This is a genomic window from Megasphaera sp. SC8-1, from assembly GCF_024436295.1.
Lineage (GTDB): Bacteria > Bacillota > Negativicutes > Veillonellales > Megasphaeraceae > Megasphaera > Megasphaera elsdenii.
In genome coordinates, this window is the sequence record NZ_JANFQH010000015.1 from 1 (window position 1) to 25,165 (window position 25,165).

Here is a 25,165-nt window from a genome sequence, read left to right on the forward strand (position 1 = left end):
TTAGTGGCTAGCAGTTAGTAGTTAGCAAATGGCTCCCCTGATAGGGGAGCTGTCAGCGAAGCTGACTGAGAGGTTCTTACAGCGACCAGTCGTTCATACACTAATCAGGTCAACATGACATGGTTTTGCGAACGGCGAACAGCGGCTGCGACCGGCCGTTTATCTCGGACTCAGATGCGGCGTTCCGCCGCGACAGACTCAAACCGACAACGACGCTTCGGGAAACCCTCAGCGCGTAGCGGGACGCCCTTTGGGCGTCCCCTACGAAATCGCATTCAGGCGATAATAAATAATCCACGGCCCGTGGCCTCGTGCGTAGGGGCCGTCCCAACGGGCGGCCCGCCGCGAACAATCGGCTATACACCAATCAGGTCAATGTGGCATGGTTTTGCGACCTGCGACCTGCGGCCTGCGACCGGTGCGCCCTATGAGGGCGCCCACGACCAACCAACCTCTCCGGCCTTTTAGGCCACCTCCCCTATAAGGGGAGGCATAACGACGAACGCATCGCCGAAGGCGATAAGCCACGAGCCACTAACCACGAGCCACTAACCACTAACCACTAACCACTAACCACGGGCTCGCTACGCGAGCCTACTTCAAAAGGAGTGATATAAATGCCATATCGTATGATGTTAGCTGTCAACTTTACACCGGAACGGCTGGAGCTGGTCAAGCTCCTGGCCCTCTTGACGAAATCAAAGGTCAAAGCGGTTACGGAAGATGAAAAAAGTGAAACCGTCGGCAAAGTCCTGGGACTGACGGACGATGAAATCGCTGAAATTGCAGCCATGAAACAGGAAACGGAACAGACCAAGGTCCATGAACAGATGAACGAAGACGAAAATCTTCCGCCTGTGACCAAGGAAGCTCTGATTCTCTGTGGCTTTGACAACAAGGCCGTCAACCTGCTCTTGAGCAGCATCCGCCGGGGGCGTCTGAAGAATGTTCCCCTCAAGGCGATGTTGACGCCGAACAACATTTCCTGGACTATCGAAACGATTTTGCAGGAATTGTCGAAAGAACACGAATATTTCCATAAAAAGAGGTAAGACGACTATGCGTCCTACGACACTTTGCTTTCCCGTCCGTTCGGACGGGAAGCTTTTATTAGGCCGCAAAAAGCGCGGCTTCGGCGTCAGTAAGTGGAATGGCTTCGGCGGCAAGATTGAAGCCGGCGAAGACTTCCTGCAGTGCGCCGTCCGGGAACTCCAGGAAGAAACGGGCCTCATCGCTCGGGAAGAAGATCTGGAACTCGTCGGCTTTCTCGATTTTCATTTTTCCGCCTCGCCGGAACTCAACCACATCGGTTTTGTCTATTTCCTCCATACATGGCAGGGGACTATCCAGGAAACGGAAGAAATGGAACCGCAATGGTTCGACCCAGCAGCCCTTCCGTATGATGAAATGTGGAAAGGGGATCGGACGTGGATTCCTATGTTGCTAAAAAAAGAAAAGGTAAAGGGCATCATTACCTTTGCCGAAGATAATGATACCGTAGCTCACATGGAATTACATACAGTTGATGCATAAAAATAAGTATATATACGAAAAAACGGGCAGATAGACATTATCTGTCTGTTTTTTGTCATCTAGACTACAGTTTAGACAATATGAGGGACTTGACAGGACGGTGGCTTTTATTCTATAGTTATAAGGTATTAGTAGGTGATAAAGGTCACATAATCACTTGTTACAGTTTTGCATATATACATTAGTATAACGTATATCTTTTATTTGATTTTCATAATGAAGTGGAGTTGGATAAGTATGAAGAAGATGAATGCGGCTTTGATGGCGGCTTTTGTGCTGACCTTAGGCATGACTACGGGAGCTTGGGCAGCCCCGGCGACGACGGCCAATGTTTCGGTAGACAGCCCGTACTATGGCTATATCGAAAAGCTGAGTGCCATGGGCTATTTCGATACCATGCCCAACGGGGCCAAACCATACAGCCGCATGCAGATGGCACAGTGGGTCGTCCAGGCCCAGGATAAGGCCCAGACCAAGCCTATGCCAAAATACTTGTCCGATGAAGTCGAAGCCCTGGCGCAGTACGTAGCGCCGGAAGTGGCGACCCTGCGCGGGGAAAAGACCTATGATCCGTTGAAGCTCCGTTCCGTTTCGCTGACGGCAGCAGCCCAGCTTTCGGATACGCCGCGCCATTCTTATAGCCGCGTGGTTAACGCCGGCTGGCAGACTTTCGGCGCTGACCGCAATGGTTATAAATACGGCCGCGATGGTAACGGTATCTTGGAAGCCGAAATCTCCGGGAACATCGGTCATGAAACGGCTATTGCCCTGCGGCCCCGCTTCAGCTATGACAAGGATAATGATTTCAGTGCCAGCCTGGAAGAAGGCTATATCAAGACCCGGGCCGGTATCTGGGCTTTTGAAGCCGGTAAACAGGCCATGACCTGGGGACAGGGGGAAACGGGGAACCTCGTCTTAGGCGACAACATGCGTCCCTTGACGACCATCCAGGCCCACTTCATGGAACCCCAGCGCGTCGGTGGTTTCTTCCGTTTCCTCGGCCAGGCCGACGTCCATCTCTTCTACGGCTTCCTCGAAGACGACCGCTCCGGCCGCGCGAATGCCCAAGATTACGATAATGCCGGTCTCTTTGGCATCCGTGCCGATTTCTCGCCAACGTCGTACTTCACGTTTGGCGTATCCCGCCTGTCCATGCTCGGTGGTGACGGCAATGGCTTGGATAGCTCTGACTGGGGCCATTGGCTCTATGGCCGTAACGATGATCGCGACCAGGACCGCTGGGACGACATCGCCGGCGGTGACTTTCGCTTGAGCCTGCCCGGTGTCACCTTCTACGGTGAACTTTACGGTGAAGACCAGTCCCACTACATGCCGTCTAAAGTGGCTTACCGGGCCGGTATGTATCTGCCGAAGTTGGCCCATGACGGCTCGTGGGATATGACCTTGGAAATGGCCGACACCAGCGACGCCTGGTACGGTCATCAGCGCTTCAAGAACGGCTGGACCTATCATGACGCCATCATGGGTGACGCCATGGGCCGCGATGCCCGCAAATACTACGGCGCGATCCGCCATTATTTGCCCAACGAAACATCTCTCGGCCTGTACGCCCAGCGGACGGAAATGGAACGGGGCATGAGCCCCCATCCCACAGTCAATGAATTCGGTCTGACTGGCCAGACAAAACTCGGCCAGGACGTCTACCTCAACGGCATCATCGGCTACGCCAAGGTAGAAAACGCTGACTTCACGGTCCGTACAGACCACGACAAATTCGCCACTGCCACCATCCAGTGGAGATACTAGGGAACACCACGAGCCACTAACCACTAACCACGGGGCCTTCGGCCCCAAACGGAGAACAATCATGATAGACATTCACTCACATATTTTATACGATATTGATGATGGCTCTGAATCATTGGACATGTCCCTGCAGATGCTGCGCATGTCTGTGGATTCGGGAGTCACCGATATTATTGCGACGCCTCATGTTAATCGACAAGGACACATTCCGTCCTGGCAGACCATCCTTGACAAGGCAGCAGCCCTTCAAGAAGAAGCGGATAAAGCCCGTATCCCTATCCGTATCCATACGGGGGCCGAAGTAGAACTTAACGGTGATACGTTACGTTTCATGAAGGAAAATCACGACGACTATTGTTTGGCCGGCAGCCGCTATGTCATGTTGGAACTGACGGACCAGTCCCAGCCGGATATCGTCGAAAAGATGATTTATGAGTTGCAGATGCGCGGCTTCCTGCCACTTCTGGCCCACGTAGAACGCTATGAGCGCCTCATGGAGCGCCCGGAAACACTCTTGGCATGGATGAACAAGGGCGTCCTGGCTCAATGCAATACAGGTAGCTTTACGGGCTATTTCGGCTCGAAATTGCAGCAGCGCGTCCGCAATCTCTACCGTAATAACATGATCCATTTCCTCGGCAGCGACGGCCACCGCGTGGAATTCCGCACGACGGATATCTGTCAGGCTCATGAAGAATTGGACCGCTTGGCCGCCAAGGAAAAGCCGCATGTCAATCTTTGGAATACAGCGACGCGTAATGCTGAATATATTTTGAAACACCGCGTCTTTTATCCTGATTTGCCGTCGCACTGGCAAAAAGAGAAAAAAGGCTTTTTCCATCGTCTTTTTGGTTGAATTTAGGATGTGAATATATATGTTGAAAAAAAGCATACTGGCATTGGCTGCTGTAACCGCTTTATGGACCGGGACGGCCTGTGCTGAAGAATATTATATGCGCCCTGGCGATGAGCTCAATATCGTCGTCACCCAGCAGCAGGATTTAGGCAATTCATCGACGAATCAGTCGCCCTTCGTCGTCCGGCCCGATGGTAACGTATCGTTTCCCTTAGTCGGGGAAATCCACGCCGAAGGCATGACGGTCTCCCAGTTCACAGACGTCTTGCAGCAGGGCTTGTCGCGGTATATTGTCGATCCCGATGTATCCGTCAATATTTCCAAGTTAGGCCGCGTCCGGGTCTACGTCTTTGGCGAAGTCAAGAAGCCCGGTGCCGTAGAACTGGAAAAGGGCCATACGGTCATCGACGCCATCGGCGCGGCCCAGGGCTTTACGCGGGATACGGCGAAGAAGAAGATTTTCCTCATCCATCAGGACCAACCGAAATCGCTCATCCCCATTAATCTCAATAATATGCTCAAAACCGGCGATATGTCACAGAATGTCACCCTTCGCGAAGGGGATATCCTCTATTTGACCAAGAACCATCGCATCGACTTTACTCGCGATATCGCGCCGATTTTAAGTAGTTTTTATTTGGTAACTGAAGCGAAAGACAACTTAGATAATAACTAGTATTTTCGATACAGGAGTTGAACAGGGTGGAAGAAATAACCATTGATTTGAAGGACCTCTTTCAAGTCGTCATGGACCATAAAAAGAAAATCGCTGCCATTACGGCGGCCTTCATGATTGCTGGAGGGGCCTATCTCTGCATTGCTTCACCAGTGTACCAGTCGACGTCGCTGTTGCGCATCAAGCAGGATAAAGGCTTAGGCGACTCGCTCATGTCTAAGGTGTCCGGGGGCAATACACTGGACGATAAGCAACGCATGATGACCGACGCGGAAATCCTCAAGAGCCGCAACGTCGTCCTGCCGGTCATCGAAAAGACAGAAGAACGCGATGACGACGGCGAATTACCCGATTATGAAAGTTACGTTAAAAAGCACATCGTCACCAAGCCGTATAAGGATACGGAAATCTTGGAAGTCGACGTCACGGGCAAATCGCCGGAACAGGCCCAGCAGGCCAATAACCTTATTGTCCAGGGCTTTATGAACCGCCTGACCGAACTGAGCCACGATGAACAGAAGCGGACCCGCGAGTTCCTGGAACAGCGGCTAGGTGCTTCTAAGGATGAACTGAGCAAAGCCGAAGACAAACTGCAGCAGTATCAAGCTGCCAATAAGATGTATTCTACAGATGACCAGATGAAACAGCTTACGGATAAGCTGAACATCGTCGACAAGGCTAAGGCTGAAAACCAGCTCAATTTGGAAACGGCTCAGGCCGGCTTGAACAGTGTCAATGAACAGCTCAGCTCGGCTGGCGTCTCCATTGCCGACAGCCCGGCTATCCAGCAGTACAAGACTCAGCTGGCCCAGTTGGAAGCGACGAAAGCCAGCTACGTCGGCAAATACACGGATGAACATCCAAAGATGCAGGAAATCAATAATCAGATCAACTCCACCCGTGATTCCCTGAACCAGGAAATCAGCAAGATCGTTTCCCAGCAGGCGCCGTCCAGCAACAGCGTCCAGCAGGGATTACTGGCCGATAAATTCAAGAACGAAGCGGCCATTGCCGTAGCCCAGAGCAAGAAGACCGCTTTGGACCAGATGGATGCCCAGAACGACGCCATCATTTCATCGCTGCCGGAAAAAGAACAGGGCTTCGTCCGGGTCAAGCGCGATGCCGACGTTTCCAACGAAATCTACGTTATGCTGGCCAAACGCTTGGAAGAAGCCAAGGTCGCCGAAGTTATGGTGCCGAATGAAGTCCAAGTCATCGATGCGGCTACACTGCCGGAAAAACCGATTAAGCCGCGAAAGGTCTTGATTATGGCCATTATGACCTTATTAGGGCTCATCGTCGGTATGGGGACCGTCATTGTCCAGTCTCTCATGTATCGCAAGATACGGACGGCAGAAGACGTGGAAAAAGAATTGGGCCTGCCGGTCCTGGGCATGATTCCCGATACCAGCACCTTACAGGTAGAAACGGGAAGCAGCGATGGTTTGTGGTCGAAAATTAGGAGGAAATTATGGCGGAAATAGATTTCATCACCCATTATGACAGCCGGTCGCCCGTATCCGAAGCCTATCGGGCTATCCGGACGAATTTGCAGTTTGCCGGTGCTGGAAAGCAATTGAGAACCCTCGTCTTTACGTCGGCCATTCCTGGCGAAGGGAAATCGACGACTGTTGCCAATTTAGCTATCGCCATGGGACAGGATGATAAAAAAATCCTGCTCATAGACTGTGATATGCGTAAGCCCGTCGTCCACCGCCGCTTCGGCCTCTTAAACCGGGGCTTGAGCAACTGTTTTGCCGAAGACCTGCCGCTGAAAGAAGTCATCCAGGCCGACGTCTTCCCCAACCTGGACGTCGTCACTAGTGGCCCGGTTCCGCCCAATCCATCAGAACTTCTGGGATCGAAGAAAATGAAAGCCCTCCTGCAGGAAGCGGCCGAAACCTATGACTACGTTTTCTTGGATATGCCGCCGGTCCTGGCTGTCACCGACGCCGCCCTCATGAGCAGCCGGGTAGATGGCACCGTCATTATCCTGGGCAGTGGCGACATCGGCCCAGATGAAGGTAAACAAGCGAAAGAACTCTTAGAAAAAGTCCACGCCAATATCTTAGGTGTCATTCTGAACAAAGTCCCGCAGCACCACAAGAGTGGCTACTATTACTACTACTATTACGACGAAAACCATAATAAGAAGCGTAAACGCCGTTAGTAGTATGGCTCCCCTCATAGGCCCTTTTTGGCCCGTCATGGACTGACTGGAGGGAAGTGCAGGACGGTTGCCAAAACGGAGAGCCGTGCTGGAGCTGTCAGCGAAGCTGACTGAGAGGTTCCTACAGCGACCAGATGGCCATACACTAATCGGGCCAATGTGGCATGATTTTCGCGAACTGCGACCGGCGTTTATCTCGGACTCAGGTGCCGCTGCGCGGCGTCAGACTCAAACTAACAACGACGCTTCGGGGGTACCCTCAGCGCGTAGCGGGACGCCTTTCCAGGACGTCCCCTACGGAGTCGCAGCCAGGCGATAATAATTATCCACGGCCCGTGGCCTTGTGCGTAGGGGCCGTCCCAAAGGGCGGCCCGCCGCGAACAGTTGGTCATTCCCAAAACTGGTCAATGTGGTATGATTTTCGCGAATGCGAACTGCGACCGGCGCGCCCTACAAGGGCGCCCACGACCTGCGGACGACCAACCAACCTCTCCGGCCTTTCGGCCACCTCCCCTATGAGGGGAGGCTTAACGACGAACGACATCGCCGAAGGCGATAAGCCACGAGCCACGATCCCCTAGCCCCTAGCTACTGGGGCCACCGGCCCCAATCCTCACGAAAGGAATGAAAAAAGGTCATGAAGACCCGTGTCTATCCTACGTCACGTAAACTTTTCGGTTTACTCGGTGACGTGACTATCATCACCCTAACTTACATACTCCTGACCTATCTGATTATCCCGCCTAGTGCGCGGGAAATACATCAGGCTTTATACTCGGGTATGCTGCCGATTGCTGTTATCTTTTCGGTCTTATTGTTCAGCATCAATGGTCTTTATACGATTGAACACAAGCGCTTCAGTGAAGTCCTGATCAGCTTGGCTGTCAGTCTCTTCCTGGTCCTCATCCTGGTCATGGCTTTGAGTTTTGTCATTCATGAATTCGCTTATTCCCGGGTCTTGATCGCTTCCAGTACGGCTGTACAGTTTGTCCTACTCGGTTTTTGGAAGCGGGCGGTCCAACATTGGGAACAGAGCCTTCATCCCGTCCGCCGGGTCATGATTATGGGCAACGAAGACGAATGCCGTCACGTCTACTACCGCATGAGTGCCCAGCCGCAGCTCAAAATGAAGCTCCAACAGGTCGTCATGGATCTGACCAGGGATTGGCGCAAAGAACTGGAATCTTCGGATATTGACATCGTTATCATCTGTTCGGACATCCCCATTGCCGTCAAGTCGGACATCGTCAACTACTGCACGGACAAGGAAATCCAGCCCTACATCATTCCCAGTTCCTACGAAATCTTCTGTAACGGTGCGATGCTCCAGAAAATCGACGACGTCCCGGTCTTTAGGCCCAAGAGCCTGCGCCTCAGCGTCGAACAGCGGGCTGTCAAGCGCACCGTGGACATCATCGTCTCGGCCATTGCCGCCGTCTGCGCCCTGCCCTTTGCCATCCCCGTAGCCATCGCCATCAAACTCGAAGACCATGGCCCTGTCCTTTACAGCCAGGTCCGCGTCGGCCGCTTCGGCAAAGAATATAAGGTCTACAAATTCCGTTCCATGCGCACGGACGCCGAAAAATATTCCGGCCCCCAGCTGGCCACGGACAACGACCCGCGCATCACGAAAGTAGGGAAATTCATTCGTGCCACCCGCCTTGACGAACTGCCGCAGATCCTCAACGTCCTCAACGGCGACATGAGCCTCGTCGGCCCGAGACCCGAACGGCCGTACTTCGTCGAACAATTCAAAAAAGAAAACCCCGAATACGCCTATCGCCATAACGTCAAACCGGGTATCACCGGTCTGGCCCAGGTCTTTGCCAAGTACAACACCACGCCTTATGACAAACTCGTCTACGACCTCATGTACATTGAAAATTACAGTATCTTAGAAGACTTCGTCATCATGATCCAGACCATCAAGATCCTAGTCACCAAGAGCGCCACCGAAGGCAAAGACGTTAGCGGTAAAGACTTAGACCTGAGCAAATTTGAACGCTAAAGCCTCCCCTGAGAAGGGGAGGTGGCCCGAAAGGGCCGAAGGGGTTCTTCCTATTTTTACAAAGGATGGATTGATTTATGCCTGCCAATTATTCTGTATTAATGTCTGTGTACTATAAAGAGCATCCCGATTACTTACGGCAAAGCATGCAAAGCATTTACGACCAGACCGTCCCGACCGACGACTTTGTCCTCGTCAGTGATGGACCCTTGACGCCGGAACTGGACGCTGTCATCGCCGACATGCAGCAACAATTTGGATCGCGCCTGCACGTCTGCCGTTTGTCGAAAAACGGCGGCCTTGGCAAGGCCTTGAACTTTGGTATCGGACAATGCAAAAACGACCTCGTCGCCCGCATGGACTCTGACGATGTCAGCCGTCCCGACCGTTGCCAACGACAACTTGCTATATTTCATGACCACCCAGAATACAGTTTGGTCAGCGGTATTGTAGAAGAATTCAGCGACACCATCACGAACGTCTCCGTTCGCCGCATCGTTCCTGAACATCAAGACGACATCATTGTCTTTGCTAAAAAACGCAATCCTTTCAACCATCCTTGCATTATGTACAAAAAAAGTGCCGTTCAGGCAGTGGGAAGCTATCAGGACTTCTACCTCCTAGAAGACTACTACCTCTGGATTCGCATGCTGCAGAACGGCTTCCAGGGATACAATCTGCAGGAACCCTTGCTGTGGATGCGGGCTGGCAGCGACATGTACAAACGCCGGGGCGGCTGGAAATACTTTTTGTCCCAGCATCGATTGCTGCAGTACATGCATCAATCTGGGTTCATCACAGTGGGGCCCTATCTCTTGGGGACGTTTGTGCGCTTAGGTGTTGCCATTGCACCGAATAGTCTGCGCAGCTTTATTTTTAATAATATTTTAAGAAGAAAAGCAAATAAACTTTCGGGGGGGGGTACTAGCCAAGTGTAAAATCTTAGCTGCTCCTGTCGTCTGGAGACAGCGGGGTGTTGTCTGTGGCTAACAATACTCCAAGCATCAGCATCATCATGCCGGCTTACAACAGCCGCGGCACCATTCGTGAAAGCATCCAGTCTGTCGTCAATCAGACTTTTACGGATTGGGAATTGCTGATCATTGATGACTGTTCCCCGGAATCGATGAAGGACATTGCCGAATCATTTCACGATGAACGGATTCGGTATATACGCCTTTTGAAAAACAGCGGCGTCGCAGCGGCCCGCAATACCGGCATTACGCAGGCAAAAGGCCGTTATATCGCCTTCCTTGACAGCGATGACCTTTGGCTGCCGGAAAAATTGGAAAAGCAGATTCAATTCATGGAAAAGAATCACTATGCTTTTACCTATACCTGGTATCGTCAATTTGTGACGACTCCGTCGCAGCCTATACGTCTGGTAAAAACGAAAGCATCCGTCGATTATCGGAGTCTTTTGCACGGCAATGATATCGGCTGCCTGACCGTCATGCTTGACAGGCAGCAAGTCCCGCATATTGAAATGCCGGGCAGTTATCATGAAGACTATATTACCTGGCTGAACATCCTCAAAGAAGGAATGAAAGCCTATTCCCTGCCGCAAGACTTGGCACGTTACCGGCTATCCAAAAAATCCCTCTCAGGCAATAAGAAAAAGAGCCTGACCTGGACTTGGAAAGTATACAGAGAAAGCCAGAATCTTTCCTTATTGGCGGCCAGTTGGTATATGGCTTGTTATATTGTAGGCGGGATAAAGAAGCACTATCTATAGTTAATATTAATTATTTATCCAAAGAAAGGAGTGTATTGATGAAACTGGCGATTTTATTGCTTTGCCATAAAAATGCAGAGCAAATCAACCTTTTCTTGGATACACTGAAACATCCGGATATTGAATTTTTTATTCACATGGATAAAAAGGCGAATATCATTGATCAGATAGAACAGAGACCGGATATTCACATTTTGCCAGATTGTCTCCGCGTAGATGTTCGATGGGGCGAATTTTCGCAGACGCAGGCTACGTTGAATTTATTTTCGGCGGCCAGTGAGCTGGGGGAATTTGATTACTATTGGGTATGCAGCGGACAGGATTTCCCTATTGTTAGTGCTGACAGAATTATTGACTATTTCCAAAAACATGCCGGGGAAAATTTTGTGAGCCTCTGGCCTTCTTATTCTTATAATAATACAAATAAGAAGACTCATCTTGACAAGAGAAATGACCTGTATTTCCCGACTTTCCTTATGGGAAGAACCTTAATAAAACGGTTAATAAAGCGTATTTATATAGAAATTTCGGGGGGGGTGGAATCATACTTATGCATGCTTTTTACGGCCGGAATATGCATCTAAGTTCTGCTTCTATTATGGCCCTTCCTGGGTTTGCCTTTCACAAGACTTCGTGGAATGGATGCTGACATATTTGAAAGAGCATCCCGCTTTTATTAAGTATTTGCTCAATTCATTGAATCCGGACGAATCGATTTTCCAGACATTATTGATGATGTCTCCGTATAGAAAGACGAGATGCGATTACTTGCATTACGTCGATTGGTCCGAACGAATTGGTAAACCGAAAAATAGCCCCAATACGCTTGTGCTGAGCGACTATGAAAAAATCAAAAAATCTGGCTATTTGATGGCACGAAAATTTGATGTGAATGTCGATAAAGAAATCATAGCAAAATTAGCAAAATTTGAATAATCCATAATATTTTGAGGAGATAAAGAAAGGACTTTGATTATGCCAGCGATTAGCGTGATTGTGCCTGTATACAATGCCGAAAAATACCTAGATCGATGTGTGAAGTCTATCATCAATCAGACTTTTTCCGACTTTGAATTGATTTTAGTTGATGACGGATCGCCAGATAATTCAGGGGCACTCTGTGATGAATGGAGTAAAAAAGATGCGAGAATCAAGGTCATTCATCAAAAAAATGCAGGTGCAGGGGCGGCTCGCAACGCTGGCTTGGCAATTGCAATAGGAGATTATATTAACTTTGTGGATAGTGACGATTGGATTTCTCCAGAAATGTATGAAATATTATATAACTCGCTTCAAAAATCGTCTGCAACTATTGCAATGACAGGAATGGTTAGCAAATCTCGTTATGAAGAATCCGCAAAGATAGATGCTGCACAAATTCATTATACGATGAAAGATACCAGGGAAATGCTGAAGAGATTTTTTCGGGTGAACGGAGAAGATTCCAGCATCATCAGTGTGTGTGGGCGATTGATTGATCGAAAAATTTTGCAAAATTTTAGATTTGTAGAAGGAACCATATCTGAAGATGTTTCGGCAGCCTTTTTTATGTGTGTTAATAGCCCCAAAACAGTAGTAGTTAATGTTCCTATGTATAATTATTTTCAAAATACATCTGGTGTGACCAAAAGTAAGGTGACGAAACGAGATTTTGAGTATATTCAGGCATTTCAACGAATATATAGCTACATCAATTCGAATGTGCCGGACTTTTCATATTATGCAAAAATGAATGTTTTACGCTCTCAATTTACCATTTTATCTAAGATGAAATTATATGGGTATGATAAAAATGATAGAGAAGTGAAGAAGGCATATTCTTCATTGAAAAAAATCATTCGCAGTAATGTCTTTACATTACTGAAATGGAAGATGCCTGTTAGTAGAAAGATATTATTATTATGGGATTGCATTTAATAGAGTATGTAACGTTAGATGAGGTGATTCATTGATATGGATACCGTGACTATTGAAGATACAAAACACCATAAAATTATTATGGCATTTAACTTTTTGATTGCACTATATCCGATTATTGGAACTTACGCTGTACCCGGAATTACTTTTTTAGGTGTTAATGAGTTGCTAGGGGTGATAATAATTATTGCCTATTTGGTTTCTTATAATATGAATGTAAGTATGAAGAAATTTCAAAGCTTCTATCTTATATTTATTATTTATTCAACGATTATATCCTTACTAATATTTACTACTTTGCCGGATATGGGGGATATGAGGCCAATCAATAGACCTTTAAGAAATATAGTACAATTTTTTTTAATAGCTGTTTTAGGCACACGTTTGTTTAATTTACAAGCCTTTTTGAAATACTATATTTTAGGAGGGACAGCTGTATCTGTTTTTTTAATATTGCAAAATATAATGTTTCTTTTTTTTAATGTGCCCATACCGTGGTTATTACCAGGATTACCATTGAATTATTCGATTGTGGATCAAGCTAGCTATTATGCTCACTATATTCCTAAATATTACCATTATGGTGATAGCTTAAGAGCGACAGGCGGTTTTACAGAACCTACAAGTTTTGCATCATATGTCTTACCGTTGGTAGCGATATTGTTAATTATAAAGTTTATTGATAAGAAACAATGGCATATAAATATTTCATCAAGAAAAATTAATATAGCTATCCTTATCAGTACCACGGCAGTCTTATTATCGACATCTGCAACAGGAATAATTATACTATTCCTTGTTTATTTGATTGCGGCTGTAAAATATTTAGGGAAAACTAACATTGTTTATGCAATAGGCTTTGGTATTTTTATCGGATTAGTAATTTTAGGTGTTTTTTACTATATACAAGCAAGTGATTGGGGACAAATGCTTCTTACTAGGTTGACTGAAATCGATATATCCGCTGGTGCAGATGAAACCTCAGGGAATCAAAGAATTATACGTGGCTTTGCAGTATGGTACAATTTACCGTTAATAATGCAATTCATAGGAACTGGATTTGGCAATATATCGAATGTATTAATTACATATAGTATTACAACACCTTTTGATCCATCTTTCGGAAGTGCCTATATGGGAGCTATTGCAGAAGTTTTAGTATCGACAGGAATAATAGGAGTAATTATATTTTTCCTATATATTATAAGTGTTATTCACAGTAACACAGTGTTTTTATTGGAACTGATAGCTACTTTTTTTGTGTTGATGCTTTCATTGAATATGTTAGCTTCAGGGACATTTGTTTTGATTTTAGTTGCAATGACTGGAATAGTTTCTTATAAATCAAGTTTTCATTTATAATTTCGTGAAATATATGAGGAAATAATATGCCAAAGTGGAAAATAGCATGTATTGTTTTAAATTATAAAGATTCAAAAACGACAGAGGAATATGTAAGATTTGCTAAAAATCTTGCCTTTTATGACTATATTATCGTAGTAGATAATTGCTCGCCTGATGATTCCTATGAAAGACTATTAAAAATCCAGGGGGAAAATGTCATTGTTTGCAAAACCTCAAAAAACGGAGGATATGGGGCAGGGAATAATTACGGTATAAAATTGGCTAAAAAACTTGGATGTTCAGTAGCCTTCGTGTCAAATCCAGATGTTGCATATACGAGAGAGTGTGTACAGCATATGATAGATTTTCTTAAACAAAATGATGATTATGCAGCCATTGCTCCTGTCCAATATAATGGCTATAGCAAGCAACGTCGAGATGATACTGCGTGGGCATTGCCTACCTATACTAGCTATGTTATTGGTTCATTATATATTTTGAGGCATTTTTTATCTATTCCGCGATATGTGTTATCACATAATCAGCAGGTAGACTGTGTTACAGGGGCATTTTTAGCCGTAAAAATTGATGAATTTCTTGCAGCTGGCGCTTATGATGAAAATATTTTCCTTTATTGTGAAGAATCAACTTTAGGATACCGACTGAAGCAAAAAGGATATAAAACCTATTTATTAGTGGATGAAAAGTATGATCACTATGAATCGACAAGTATCAAGAAAAGTGTTCCCAATATAGTGAATCGAGTTCGAATGATATATATAAGCCGTTTAATTTATTTAAAAGACTATTTAAAGGTTAACAAGGTTCAATTGATATTGGCGAAGATATGCTTTTCCATAGCTGTTTTTGAAGAGAAATTAAAAATACCGATTCGAAGAATTATGAGTAAATAAAAAATGAGGGAGAGAATGATGGGAAAAAAATTAAGTGAAAGAGAAATTCAACTATCAATATTAAAAATTTTGCGATATTTTGATAGCTATTGTAAAAAATATAAATTAAGATACTATTTAACAGGAGGAACTTTATTAGGAGCAATTCGCCATAAGGGTTTTATACCATGGGATGATGATATTGATGTATGCATGCCGCGGCCTGATTATGAAAGATTACTTATAATATTTAAGGATAATGCGAATGAAAAATATTCACTTTCTTCTTATGATGTAGGTAATAGCTATCGTCCGTATGTAAAAATTTTAGATTTAACGACTAAAGTAATAGCAAAAACCAGTGAAGATGAGCAGCACTTATGGATTGATGTATTACCCATAGATGGCTTGCCTGATAGTGAGGATGAGATAAAAAAGATTTATTGGTTATGTAACATATATAGAGATACATTAAATTTAACGAGGTGCAAACTTGGAACCGGTAAGACCCCTTTACGACGTATGTGTAAATACATTTTGCAACCATTGGCAAGATTGTATGGAGAAAATCGGCTTATAAAGAAAATAGAAACCGTAGCACGTAGTCATAAATATGAAAGCAGCAAGAATGTGGGGGCAATTACATGGGGGCTGTATGGTCCAAGAGAAAAAATGTTAAAACACGAATTTGAAAAATCGGTAGAAGTAACATTTGAAGGAAGTCAATATCCAGCATTTTCCTGCTGGCGAAGTTATTTGTCAAATTTATATGGTGATTATATGAAGCTTCCTCCTATTGAAAAAAGGAAGACTCATGAGATAGAAGCATATCAATTAGATGAATAAATAAAAGTTCTTACGTAATTTTTTAACGGACTATGTTATTTTATTATAATTTCATATACTTTGATTCAATTGCATGAAAATACTTTTTTAAAAATAAAATATAAAATTTTATATCCAGTTGTTTGATTTTTTAGGGAGTGAGCTATATGAATTATGCAGTAATTATTGCCGGCGGCTCTGGTCATCGTATGGGACAGGATATTCCTAAGCAATTTATTAATGTTTATGACAAACCTGTTTTGATTTATACGTTAGAGGGATTTCAAAAGCATCCTCAAATTGATGCCATTGAAGTTGTTTGTATTGATGGTTGGCATGATGTTCTTCGTGCCTATGCGAAACAGTTTAATATCACTAAGTTGAGATGGATTGTTTCTGGTGGAGAAACTGGGCAGGAATCCATTCGTAACGGTGTTTATAATTTAGAGGGGAAAGTTAGTGATGATGATATTGTCATTATCCACGATGGTATTCGGCCACTTGTGGATGATTCTGTATTAACGGATGTGTTAGTGAAGGCTGCAAAGTTTGGGAATGCTGTTACTTCTATGCCGTATAATGAACAAATTTTTGTTATAAGCAAAGAAGATGAAACAACAACGACGCAATATATCCCAAGAGAAACTTTAAGACGTGTTTCTACACCTCAAGCTTATCGGTTTGATATTCTTGATCAAAAATATCATGAAGCTTTTGAAAAAAAGATTGGTATTTTGGGTTCCTCTTATACGAATACTATGATGGTAGAATTAGGAGAAACATTGCATTTTGCTGCTGGATCAGATAAAAATATTAAATTAACGACAAAGGATGACTTAGAATTATTTAAAGCGTATTTAAAGGCGGATAAAGATTCCTGGTTGAAATGAGGTTTATATTATGAAAGTCTATTGGAATGCATTGTATCAAGATGATATACGAAAAGTAGCAGAATATGATTTGCCTTGGGAAAAAATGAAAGATTCATCTATTTTAATTTCGGGGGCTACTGGTCTTATTGGTTCTTTTTTGGTAGATGTCCTCATGTATCGAAATAAATGGTTCGATATGAACTGTAAGGTGTATGCTATAGGCAGAAATGAGCAAAAAGCGAAAAATCGTTTTGCATATTGCTTCGAGAATCCAGTGTTTTCTTTTTTTTCTCATGATATTAATTTACCGATGACAGGGCAATGGGATAATATAGACTATGTAGTACATTTAGCAAGTAATACACATCCCAAAGCATATTCGACGGATCCGATTGGTACGATTACGACAAATATTATTGGTGTAAAAAATATGCTTGATTTTAGCGTCCAATATCATGCTAAGCGGTTTGCTTTTGCTTCGTCTAATGAAATTTATGGTGAGAATAGAGGTGATCAGGAATTATTTGATGAAAACTACTGCGGTTACATTGATTGTAATACTATGCGGGCTGGATATCCTGAAAGTAAGCGGTGTGGTGAAGCACTGTGTCAGGCTTATCAACATCAAAAAGGGTTGGATATTGTCATTCCCCGATTAACAAGATCCTATGGACCGACGATGTTAGCTAGTGATACGAAGGCTATTAGTCAATTTATTAAAAAAGCTGTTCAAGGCGAAGATATTGTCTTAAAAAGCGAAGGTAATCAATATTATTCCTATACTTATGTGGCAGATGCTGTTTCAGGACTACTGACAGTTTTATTAAAAGGGAAATCCGGTGAGGCGTATAATATTGCCGATATTTCTTCAGATATTCGATTGAAAGATTTAGCTAGTATTTTGGCGAATATGTCTGACAAAGAAGTTGTGTTCGAACTTCCCGATGCTGTAGAAAAAGCAGGTTATAGTAAAGCCACAAAAGCTCGGCTGGATGGAAGTAAGATAAAAGAATTGGGATGGCAGCCTTTATATGACATAAAGACTGGATTAGAGAGAACTGTAGATATTTTAAAACGATTGTAGGTGTATCAAACGAAAATTATTACGGAAGCTGAATTTATAAAAAAATATGGATTCTGCAAAGATAATACTCGACATTATGAGGGATATATTACTAATATGAGGTATTGTTTGGCTGGAGAAAAACTAAATGAACTTATATCTATTTATAATACTGGGCGAAGTTTTCTTATTAATGCTGTGAATTCAGATGATTGGTATAATACATTAAGATTGACTGACTCGGTATCCATTCTTTGGCATCGCCATACTTACTTGCTCATGTCGGCATTATTATTTAATCATTGTTTAGATTATTTCTATCAGATTCTTTGGTCTTTTCTTGACTCAGTAGAATGGAAGAACCAGAAAGATATTAAGGAACATTTAAAAGGATGTAGAGAGAGAAAAATTAAAAGGAGTGTAAAAAATTAGGTGAATATTATGGAGAAAAAAGTATTCCTAATTATGAAATTATAAAACGTACTCAAGATGTATATGACTCATGCCATAAGATGAGAAATGATTTGGTTAATAACCTTAAGCATAGAGGCTACATTATTTGTGATGATTTAGAACCCAAATTTATTAATGCAATTTGGAAAAATGAAGATGGGTCTGAAATCACTTCAAATGACTATACTACTCGCTTTTCTTTAGCTGATGAAGAAGAAATTGTATTAGAATGTTTTGAACGAATCACTCCATTGATTGATGAATATGTCAAGTTTTTAGATCCAACAAACTTTTTTCAGGAAGAAAACGGAAACATAATGATAGGAAAAATTAAAGATTTTCCAGGTTGGAAAATTTAAACAACACTTTACAACTTTTACGCTACTTCGGAAGTTGACGAGTCCAGTTTACATAAAGTCTGAACTAAGTCCGTTGGATTTTTTATGGGTTAGGCCTTAGCGACCAAAGTGCAAAAAAATATTTCATGCTGTATTTGCCAGTTTATATGACTTCGCAGTTCTTGCATATTTGCGTTTTTGGTATTTCACAAAAGGCTCATTTAGATACGGCAGCATTTTCAGGTTCTTGTAATTCTGGCGAAGAAAACGAAGAGAGGGGAATGCTTGTAAAAACAGCTGGGCCATGATTGGCTAGGTCAGCAGGAATTGCGTGGGCCGTGTCGCCGTAGAAAAATATTGAGAAAAGAAACGAAACAGACTACCAATAATCGAATTTTCGAGGTATAATGAATTCATCGCGTAACTCCTTTGGAATGATGTTTTTGAGCAGATTCATTATACTTCAATGTGTGGTTACGCGATATTTATTTGTTCAAAAGTTGTAAACTGCTGCTGAATATAAGCGATACAAAATCTGAGAGAGAGATTTGCGTGGATGATTTTGACGATGGGATAAATTGACAGATGAATTTCTTGGGATTTATGTAGAGAAAGTGGACGTGAGATTATGAAGGTATATTTAAAATGCGGAATTTGTAAAGAAAATATTCCTGATTTACAAAGACTTGTAATTCCTCAAAATTTTTGTATTCAGTGCTATGAAGAAAATGGTGAAATTAAATTTTTCTATCCTAATGAGAAATTAATTTATAAAGCTTTAGACAATTTGGTGTTAGTATATGATTTACTTGAAAATATTTATTTTCCAGATAAAGAATTATATGAAAAGGAATCTTATGCATTACCAATAGAGATTGCTTCAGGTGGATTTAATTCAGATAATCCTATCTCTAAAACCAAACTACAGCAATTTGTTCAGGAAATCAGGACAGATGCTTTGTGTAAAACCGTACTACCAGATTTAAATAAAATGATTTATTTAAATGATTGTCAGTACATTGTTAGTGCAATTCAAAATACACTTGAGGATTTAGATAATTGCTTTATTGATTTTTATGTTTATTTGTCAACTGTTGATTCTACAGCTATCCAATTTAGTGAAGATGGAATCCATATCGCGATGTCTCGTGTTGGGAGAAAGTGTTCATTTTGTATTGAAAATTATTTTGCCAAAATGAATGCTGTTTTAGATCTTTTTTGTAAACTGATGTATGAAATTGAGAAACCACAAGAAGATTTTTCTACTATTCCCAGGTTGAGAGGAAATAATAAAGCCTATGGACAGGCAAAATATTTAAAAATTTGGAAGACACCAGGGACTCTTTTTGAAAGAGATGAATTTATTAGAATGATTCTTAGTATACGAAATCACGTTATACATAATGGCTCCCTTGAAATGAATCCTAAGGTTTTTATTGTGAAGAATGAGGGAAATATTGTCGAACGTTACTTACTTGTACCAGATATCGAAAATGACCATTTAGTGCGATGGGAAAATCGCAATCAGTTTTATAGTACAGAGACGAAATGGAATGATTTTCTCCCTAAAATTCATAGAGAATTTTTGGAAAGAACACTAAAGACAATAAAATATATTCTGGGAGATAAGTTAACCGATGATTTTATGTAGGGGACAATTATGGAAAAACTAAATCTTGATTCGATTTTTAATGATTCTCAATTATGTCAAAAAGCATATAAAAAATTAAAATCGGATGTGTATTATGATAAGACACAAGTTATCCTGAAGAAAGAAATTGTTGAATTTGAAGCTAATAAGAAATCGGCTAAAGAGCTGGATGATTCTTTAATCGAGATATGGAAAAAATTAGTCCATTCAACGGACGATGAATGGACTAATTATATTAAAAAAGAAATTCTTTATGGTATCCACTGTATCTTCTTGCCCAAAAAGTTAAAAGAAAATCAGGAGAAAGATTCTTGTATTATTTCTAATGTGAAAGATAATTTACATGAAATAGAAGTGAATGAGGTCCAAGCTTTTATTCAATTGCCTGTTATTGGACATATCCTAAGTGTCCTTTGGATTTTAACAATTGGTGTAAAGCTTGATAAGAAGATGACGAACTGTTATGGAAATCGTCTTCGGGAAGATGTGTATCAAGCTAAAAGATGCTGTAAGAAAATAGGAAAGATTACTTTTTCACCTTATTTGTTTAAACCATATTATTTAGAATACGAAAAATGGCAAGATAATGCATTAAAAACTGCAGAGCAGCATCTCAAAGATAATGATGAAATCTTGATTTTTACTTTGGATTTTTATCGCTTTTATTATTCCTTGGATATCACAGAACGCTTTATGCAGAGGATTTTCAAGGAAATTTATCCGTCATGTAAAGATAGACAAGAGAAAAAATGTTTAAAACGGTTAAATGTTCTGATGAGTATGATCATAAAAACTTATGCCCAAAAGTACAAGAAATATTTTCCAGGGATAAAGAGAAATATTCTTCCTATTGGCTTTTTACCCTCTAATATTTTGGCTAATTATGTACTTAAGCAGTTCGATGACCAAATCATTAATTCCTGGAATCCCCTGTATTTTGGTCGTTATGTCGATGATATTATCGTTGTTGATAAAATAAGTCCTAATCATCCTTTGTATAAACAGATTAGGACAGGGGAAATAACGATGCTTGAGTTTATTGCGAACTATTTTAGTTCTTGTTTTAAGTCAGGTATTTTATATGGGAATATAAACACACATAAGTATCGATTGGGTTCATATCTATTGCCGCCTTTATTAAAAAAAACGAAGATTTTTTTCAATATGAAAAAATGCAAAATTTTTTATTTTTCGCCCGAAAATTCTACCGAATTATTGACTACGTTTCGAAAACATCTGGAAGAAAATAAAAGTGAGTTCCGTTTTTTGCCGGAAGATGAAATTACTTTTCAGGAAAACGATTATACTAAGCTTTTTGATATCGACCAGCATGAAATTAACAAGTTCAAGGATATATCGGGAATTCGGCTTAATAAATATAATTTGTCTAAATTTTTAGCGAAGCAGCAGCAAATCACTTCGTATCACTTGCGCAGGGATAATCGACTTCTTAATAAGTTCATAAAATCGCTGACAGACACCCAATTAATCGATAATTATGTGTTGTGGGAACGGATTATTACGATTTTAGGTTTGCAGAAAGAAAAAAAACAGCTTGTTGATATAGTCCTGAAAATAGGTAAGTCAATTAATAAAATAAGTTATACTAATCAGGCTGTTGCACGCAATATGCGTTTGTCTTTATATCGCTTTTTGTTTTTTGATTTGTGTCGTGTTCAGAGTGCTCTCTGCCTTTTTTCAAATTCTCACGATGACTGTTTTAAACCGTACAAGAATTGTCATTTGCTGAAAAGGCGATTTTCGACGTTTTGCCGTTTAAGTGTTGCTTATGAGAGAGCGCGGATGGGGGACAAGTACCTATATGCTATTTGGCCTGACGTGTTTCTCATTTGCCAGAATTCCCTTAAACAGAAAAGGGATGTTGGGTACAAGCCATATTCTCGCAATGATTTACAGACTACATTTAGATTGTTAGCAGATGCAGGAAAAAAATGGAGCTTTATTAAAATTAAATTGCAGAAATATAAATATTATCCATATTTGATTCAAAATTATGATATTCTATTGGCACAGCAATGCATTTCTTTAGCTTCTGCATCAAAACAGCCCGGTCTTGGGAGTCCTTTTTCTGCACATATTTATGATGAGACTTTTGAGTTATTTCTTGAAGTCAATTTTCAATTCAAACTGGATTCATTGGATAAAACAGAAGGCGAAAGTGAGTATACTCATGGGTATTCTATTGAGGAAGTGAATGGAAAATCTGGTTATACTCGGAGAATTGCCATTATGAATGAACCCAAAAAGAAGTTTAAGATTGCTATTTCCAATATTAAGATAAAGCATGAAGATACGGAAAAGAACTTAGTGCGATTGCCCACTACGACACCGGCGAGATGGGAAGATATTTCTTGCCTAGTCAATGGTGCCTTGAAGAATCATGCGGACATATTGGTCATGCCGGAATGCTGTCTTCCTTTTTCGTGGCTGAGTAGTTTAGCACATACGTGTAAGAAAAATGATTTGGCTGTAATTACGGGGCTGGAGCATCTTATTGTGGGGGAAAAGGTCTATAATCTGGTAGCCGTTATTTTGCCTTTTAAGGAGAATAATATCCCCTGTGCCCTTATTGTGCTGCATCCGAAGAATCATTTTTCACCGAAAGAATTCGAAAGCTTATTTGAACGGGGATTTGTTCCGATGGATGCGGACCATTTGTTAGGGCCGGGTCAGGCGCAGTATGAATTGTACAAGTGGCACGATTTGTATTTTTCGGTATATTGCTGTTTTGAACTGTCATCGATTACGGAAAGGGCCTTATTCCAAAGCTATGCCGATGCTGTTTTTGCTGTCGAATGGAATCAGGACATCTATTATTATCAGAATATTTTGGAAGCTCTGGCTCGTGATCTGCACTGCTACTGTATTCAGGCCAATTCGTCTGACTACGGTGACAGCCGCATTACGCAGCCGTCCAAACATGATAATCAAGATATCCTGCGCGTCAAAGGCGGAGAGGCATCGACAGTGTTAGTTGGGACGATTGATATCGAGCAGCTGAGGTTCTTCCAGTGCAAAGGCTTTGGGGAACAAAAAGCGGATCGCCGTTTTAAACCGACGCCGCCATGCTTTAAAAAGGACATCGTAGGCAGGAAGCTACGCCACGAAAAATTATTCTAGATACGGAGAAGTTATATTATGAGCCTTCGTCAAGTCGTTAAAAATATTTCTTATTCTTTTGGCGCGAACATTGTATCATTAGGCGTTTCTGTTTTAATGGTCATGTTCGTGCCGAAGCTGCTGCCAGTGGAAGACTACGGGAAGTGGCAGCTGTTTTTGTTTTATTTTTCCTACTTAGGCTTCCTGCATTTTGGCTGGGAAGACGGTATTTACTTGCGCTATGCTGGAAAGAGCTTCAGCGAACTGAGTCCGCGTGTTTTTTCCGGGCAGTTTCTTGGGATTGTGATTCTGCAGTTAGTCCTGGCCGGTCTGGCATTTTTGTTTTCCCAGGTTTTCATTGCCGACCCGATAAAGCAGACCGTATTTGTTTGTGCGGCCAGCCTGGCGGTTTTCGTCAATTTTAATACGGGCTGCAACTTTATCATGCAGATTACAAACCGGATCAAGGATTATGCCCGCATCGTCTTGTCGGAGCAAATCGTCCTGCTGCTCTTGGTCTTTTCCTTTTTGCTGCTGGGCTTTAACCAGTTCCGCTATATGTATGCGGCAAAACTGGGCTCTGTAGCGGCGGTCTCTGTACTGTGTTTTTATTTATGCCGCCATTTGTGGACGACGCATATCGACAGCGTCCGTGATATTTGCCGTGAAGCGGGACTGAATCTGGAAGTTGGCATCAAGTTGATGTTTGCAAACATTGCCAGTATGCTGATTATTGGCATTGTTCGTTATGGCATTTCTATTGGCTGGGATGTATCTACTTTTGGCAAAGTCTCGCTGACCCTAGGCGTTTCAAATTTCCTGATGGTTTTTATTAATTCGGTCAGCGTTGTTTTTTTCCCAATCTTAAAACGGATGGATAAGCAACGATTGCCGGAAATGTATATGCAAATCAGGACCATTCTGGCCTGCGTTCTGTTTTTTATGCTGATTTTCTATTATCCGATTAAGGAAATATTATCATGGTGGTTGCCGAAATATGCAGATAGCTTGATCTACATGTCTGTCCTTTTCCCAGTATGCCTTTTTGAAAGCAAGGTCAGTTTGCTGATCAACACCTATCTGAAGAGCCTCCGAAAAGAGGCTTTGATGCTCAAAATCAACCTGATTAGCGTTGGCGTAGCAGCTATCGTAACTTTTTTGACAATCGAAGTGTTGCATAATTTAAACGCAGCCGTTTTTTCTATCGTATTCCTCTATGCCTTTCGTTGTGAAATGGCAGAGCACTACATGGGACATATACTCCAACTGAAATTAAAAAAAGCAATCTTAGCTGAACTATTCATGGCAGCTATATTCATTACTACCAGTGTATTATTGGATAACTGGCTGTGTACCATCATTTATGCCGTGGCTTATTTGGGATATATGATTGCAAATAAAAACAGAGTAGTATCTGTTAAAAGGATGATGCGTCGAGGATAGAATGAGTTCAAAATATTTAATTTTATATTGACGGGAAGTGTTCATTATATGACAATTTTTACAGACAGACAGACAGACAGACAGACATTATAAAAACTCCGGCATTACGTAATTCTGCTCTGGAACTTTTACGTATTATCGCTATGTTTATCATTATTATTCACCATTTTGGGGTACATGGCATTGATCCCTATTTTGGAAAATATTTAAATGAAAATTGGACTTTTCATAATCTTCCCTGGCAGTATATTTTTACTCAAATTGTATGTTGGGGCGGTAATTTAGGGAATTCTATTTTTATTCTGATTACAGGATATTTTCTGATTGACAGGAAGGTTAATTATAAAAAAATCTTACTGTTGCTTAGTACACTTTTCTTTTACTCATGGATTATCATGATGATTTTATATGGTGGCCATTTTGTGACTTTTTCTTTAAAAGGCATGATAAAATCATTGATTCCCATTTGGTTTGGTGGTAACTGGTTTGTTTCTTGTTATA

22 protein-coding genes and 1 pseudogene are annotated in these 25,165 nt (G+C 42.1%); all 23 read left to right on the forward strand.

The genetic code is table 11. The features are described from left to right. The first annotated feature begins 617 nt into the window (after nucleotides 1-617). Nucleotides 618-1,052: a DUF3783 domain-containing protein gene (locus tag NOS26_RS05530; RefSeq protein ID WP_014015764.1), complete on the forward strand. Its 435-nt coding sequence runs from the start codon at nucleotides 618-620 to the stop codon at nucleotides 1,050-1,052. A gap of 7 nt (nucleotides 1,053-1,059) precedes the next feature. Then, nucleotides 1,060-1,533 carry an 8-oxo-dGTP diphosphatase gene (locus NOS26_RS05535; RefSeq protein ID WP_255917368.1) on the forward strand — a complete coding sequence of 158 codons (474 nt, stop codon included), beginning with the start codon at nucleotides 1,060-1,062 and terminating at the stop codon, nucleotides 1,531-1,533. Between the two features lie 237 nt (nucleotides 1,534-1,770). Then, nucleotides 1,771-3,300 carry a capsule assembly Wzi family protein gene (locus NOS26_RS05540; RefSeq protein ID WP_255917369.1) on the forward strand — a complete coding sequence of 510 codons (1,530 nt, stop codon included), beginning with the start codon at nucleotides 1,771-1,773 and terminating at the stop codon, nucleotides 3,298-3,300. A gap of 61 nt (nucleotides 3,301-3,361) precedes the next feature. Beyond that, nucleotides 3,362-4,156, forward strand: a complete 795-nt coding sequence (locus NOS26_RS05545; protein WP_255917370.1) for a tyrosine-protein phosphatase — start codon at nucleotides 3,362-3,364, stop codon at nucleotides 4,154-4,156. A 19-nt stretch (nucleotides 4,157-4,175) separates the two neighbouring features. Continuing rightward, nucleotides 4,176-4,832 carry a polysaccharide biosynthesis/export family protein gene (locus NOS26_RS05550; RefSeq protein ID WP_255917371.1) on the forward strand — a complete coding sequence of 219 codons (657 nt, stop codon included), beginning with the start codon at nucleotides 4,176-4,178 and terminating at the stop codon, nucleotides 4,830-4,832. A gap of 26 nt (nucleotides 4,833-4,858) precedes the next feature. Then, the gene (locus NOS26_RS05555) at nucleotides 4,859-6,316 is read left to right on the forward strand and encodes a GumC family protein (protein ID WP_255917372.1); all 1,458 of its coding nucleotides are present in this window, start codon (nucleotides 4,859-4,861) and stop codon (nucleotides 6,314-6,316) included. After that, a complete protein-coding gene (locus NOS26_RS05560; protein ID WP_255917373.1) occupies nucleotides 6,304-7,002 on the forward strand; it encodes a CpsD/CapB family tyrosine-protein kinase in 699 nt (232 codons plus the stop codon). Before NOS26_RS05555 ends, NOS26_RS05560 begins: the two co-directional genes overlap by 13 nt. 637 nt (nucleotides 7,003-7,639) lie before the next feature. Then, nucleotides 7,640-9,010, forward strand: a complete 1,371-nt coding sequence (locus NOS26_RS05565; RefSeq protein ID WP_255917374.1) for a sugar transferase — start codon at nucleotides 7,640-7,642, stop codon at nucleotides 9,008-9,010. Nucleotides 9,011-9,087: 77 nt separating this feature from the next. Further along, the gene (locus tag NOS26_RS05570; protein ID WP_255917375.1) at nucleotides 9,088-9,948 is read left to right on the forward strand and encodes a glycosyltransferase; all 861 of its coding nucleotides are present in this window, start codon (nucleotides 9,088-9,090) and stop codon (nucleotides 9,946-9,948) included. Nucleotides 9,949-9,992: 44 nt separating this feature from the next. Continuing rightward, a complete protein-coding gene (locus NOS26_RS05575) occupies nucleotides 9,993-10,745 on the forward strand; it encodes a glycosyltransferase family 2 protein (protein WP_255917376.1) in 753 nt (250 codons plus the stop codon). A 38-nt stretch (nucleotides 10,746-10,783) separates the two neighbouring features. Next, nucleotides 10,784-11,329 (forward strand): beta-1,6-N-acetylglucosaminyltransferase, encoded by a 546-nt coding sequence (locus NOS26_RS05580; protein WP_255917377.1) that lies wholly within the window; start codon nucleotides 10,784-10,786, stop codon nucleotides 11,327-11,329. Nucleotides 11,330-11,378: 49 nt separating this feature from the next. Continuing rightward, on the forward strand, nucleotides 11,379-11,681 hold the full coding sequence (locus NOS26_RS05585) for a hypothetical protein (protein WP_370687620.1): 303 nt from the start codon (nucleotides 11,379-11,381) through the stop codon (nucleotides 11,679-11,681). Nucleotides 11,682-11,720: 39 nt separating this feature from the next. After that, nucleotides 11,721-12,662 carry a glycosyltransferase family 2 protein gene (locus tag NOS26_RS05590; RefSeq protein WP_255917378.1) on the forward strand — a complete coding sequence of 314 codons (942 nt, stop codon included), beginning with the start codon at nucleotides 11,721-11,723 and terminating at the stop codon, nucleotides 12,660-12,662. A gap of 36 nt (nucleotides 12,663-12,698) precedes the next feature. Next, the gene (locus NOS26_RS05595) at nucleotides 12,699-14,024 is read left to right on the forward strand and encodes a hypothetical protein (RefSeq protein ID WP_255917379.1); all 1,326 of its coding nucleotides are present in this window, start codon (nucleotides 12,699-12,701) and stop codon (nucleotides 14,022-14,024) included. A 26-nt stretch (nucleotides 14,025-14,050) separates the two neighbouring features. Further along, the gene (locus tag NOS26_RS05600) at nucleotides 14,051-14,920 is read left to right on the forward strand and encodes a glycosyltransferase (RefSeq protein WP_255917380.1); all 870 of its coding nucleotides are present in this window, start codon (nucleotides 14,051-14,053) and stop codon (nucleotides 14,918-14,920) included. 15 nt (nucleotides 14,921-14,935) lie between these two features. Continuing rightward, entirely contained in the window at nucleotides 14,936-15,745 is an 810-nt protein-coding gene (locus NOS26_RS05605; protein ID WP_255917381.1) for a phosphorylcholine transferase LicD, read from the forward strand. 146 nt (nucleotides 15,746-15,891) lie between these two features. Continuing rightward, nucleotides 15,892-16,614 (forward strand): 2-C-methyl-D-erythritol 4-phosphate cytidylyltransferase, encoded by a 723-nt coding sequence (locus tag NOS26_RS05610; protein ID WP_255917382.1) that lies wholly within the window; start codon nucleotides 15,892-15,894, stop codon nucleotides 16,612-16,614. 10 nt (nucleotides 16,615-16,624) lie between these two features. After that, nucleotides 16,625-17,680 carry an NAD-dependent epimerase/dehydratase family protein gene (locus tag NOS26_RS05615; protein WP_255917383.1) on the forward strand — a complete coding sequence of 352 codons (1,056 nt, stop codon included), beginning with the start codon at nucleotides 16,625-16,627 and terminating at the stop codon, nucleotides 17,678-17,680. 491 nt (nucleotides 17,681-18,171) lie between these two features. Then, on the forward strand, nucleotides 18,172-18,471 hold the full coding sequence (locus NOS26_RS05620) for a hypothetical protein (protein ID WP_255917384.1): 300 nt from the start codon (nucleotides 18,172-18,174) through the stop codon (nucleotides 18,469-18,471). A 607-nt stretch (nucleotides 18,472-19,078) separates the two neighbouring features. Next, on the forward strand, nucleotides 19,079-20,101 hold the full coding sequence (locus NOS26_RS05625; RefSeq protein WP_255917385.1) for a hypothetical protein: 1,023 nt from the start codon (nucleotides 19,079-19,081) through the stop codon (nucleotides 20,099-20,101). A 9-nt stretch (nucleotides 20,102-20,110) separates the two neighbouring features. Further along, the gene (locus tag NOS26_RS05630) at nucleotides 20,111-23,242 is read left to right on the forward strand and encodes a hypothetical protein (protein WP_255917386.1); all 3,132 of its coding nucleotides are present in this window, start codon (nucleotides 20,111-20,113) and stop codon (nucleotides 23,240-23,242) included. A gap of 18 nt (nucleotides 23,243-23,260) precedes the next feature. Then, nucleotides 23,261-24,664, forward strand: a complete 1,404-nt coding sequence (locus tag NOS26_RS05635; protein WP_255917387.1) for a lipopolysaccharide biosynthesis protein — start codon at nucleotides 23,261-23,263, stop codon at nucleotides 24,662-24,664. Nucleotides 24,665-24,807: 143 nt separating this feature from the next. After that, nucleotides 24,808-25,165, forward strand: a pseudogene (locus tag NOS26_RS05640) (hypothetical protein); the annotation flags it as partial.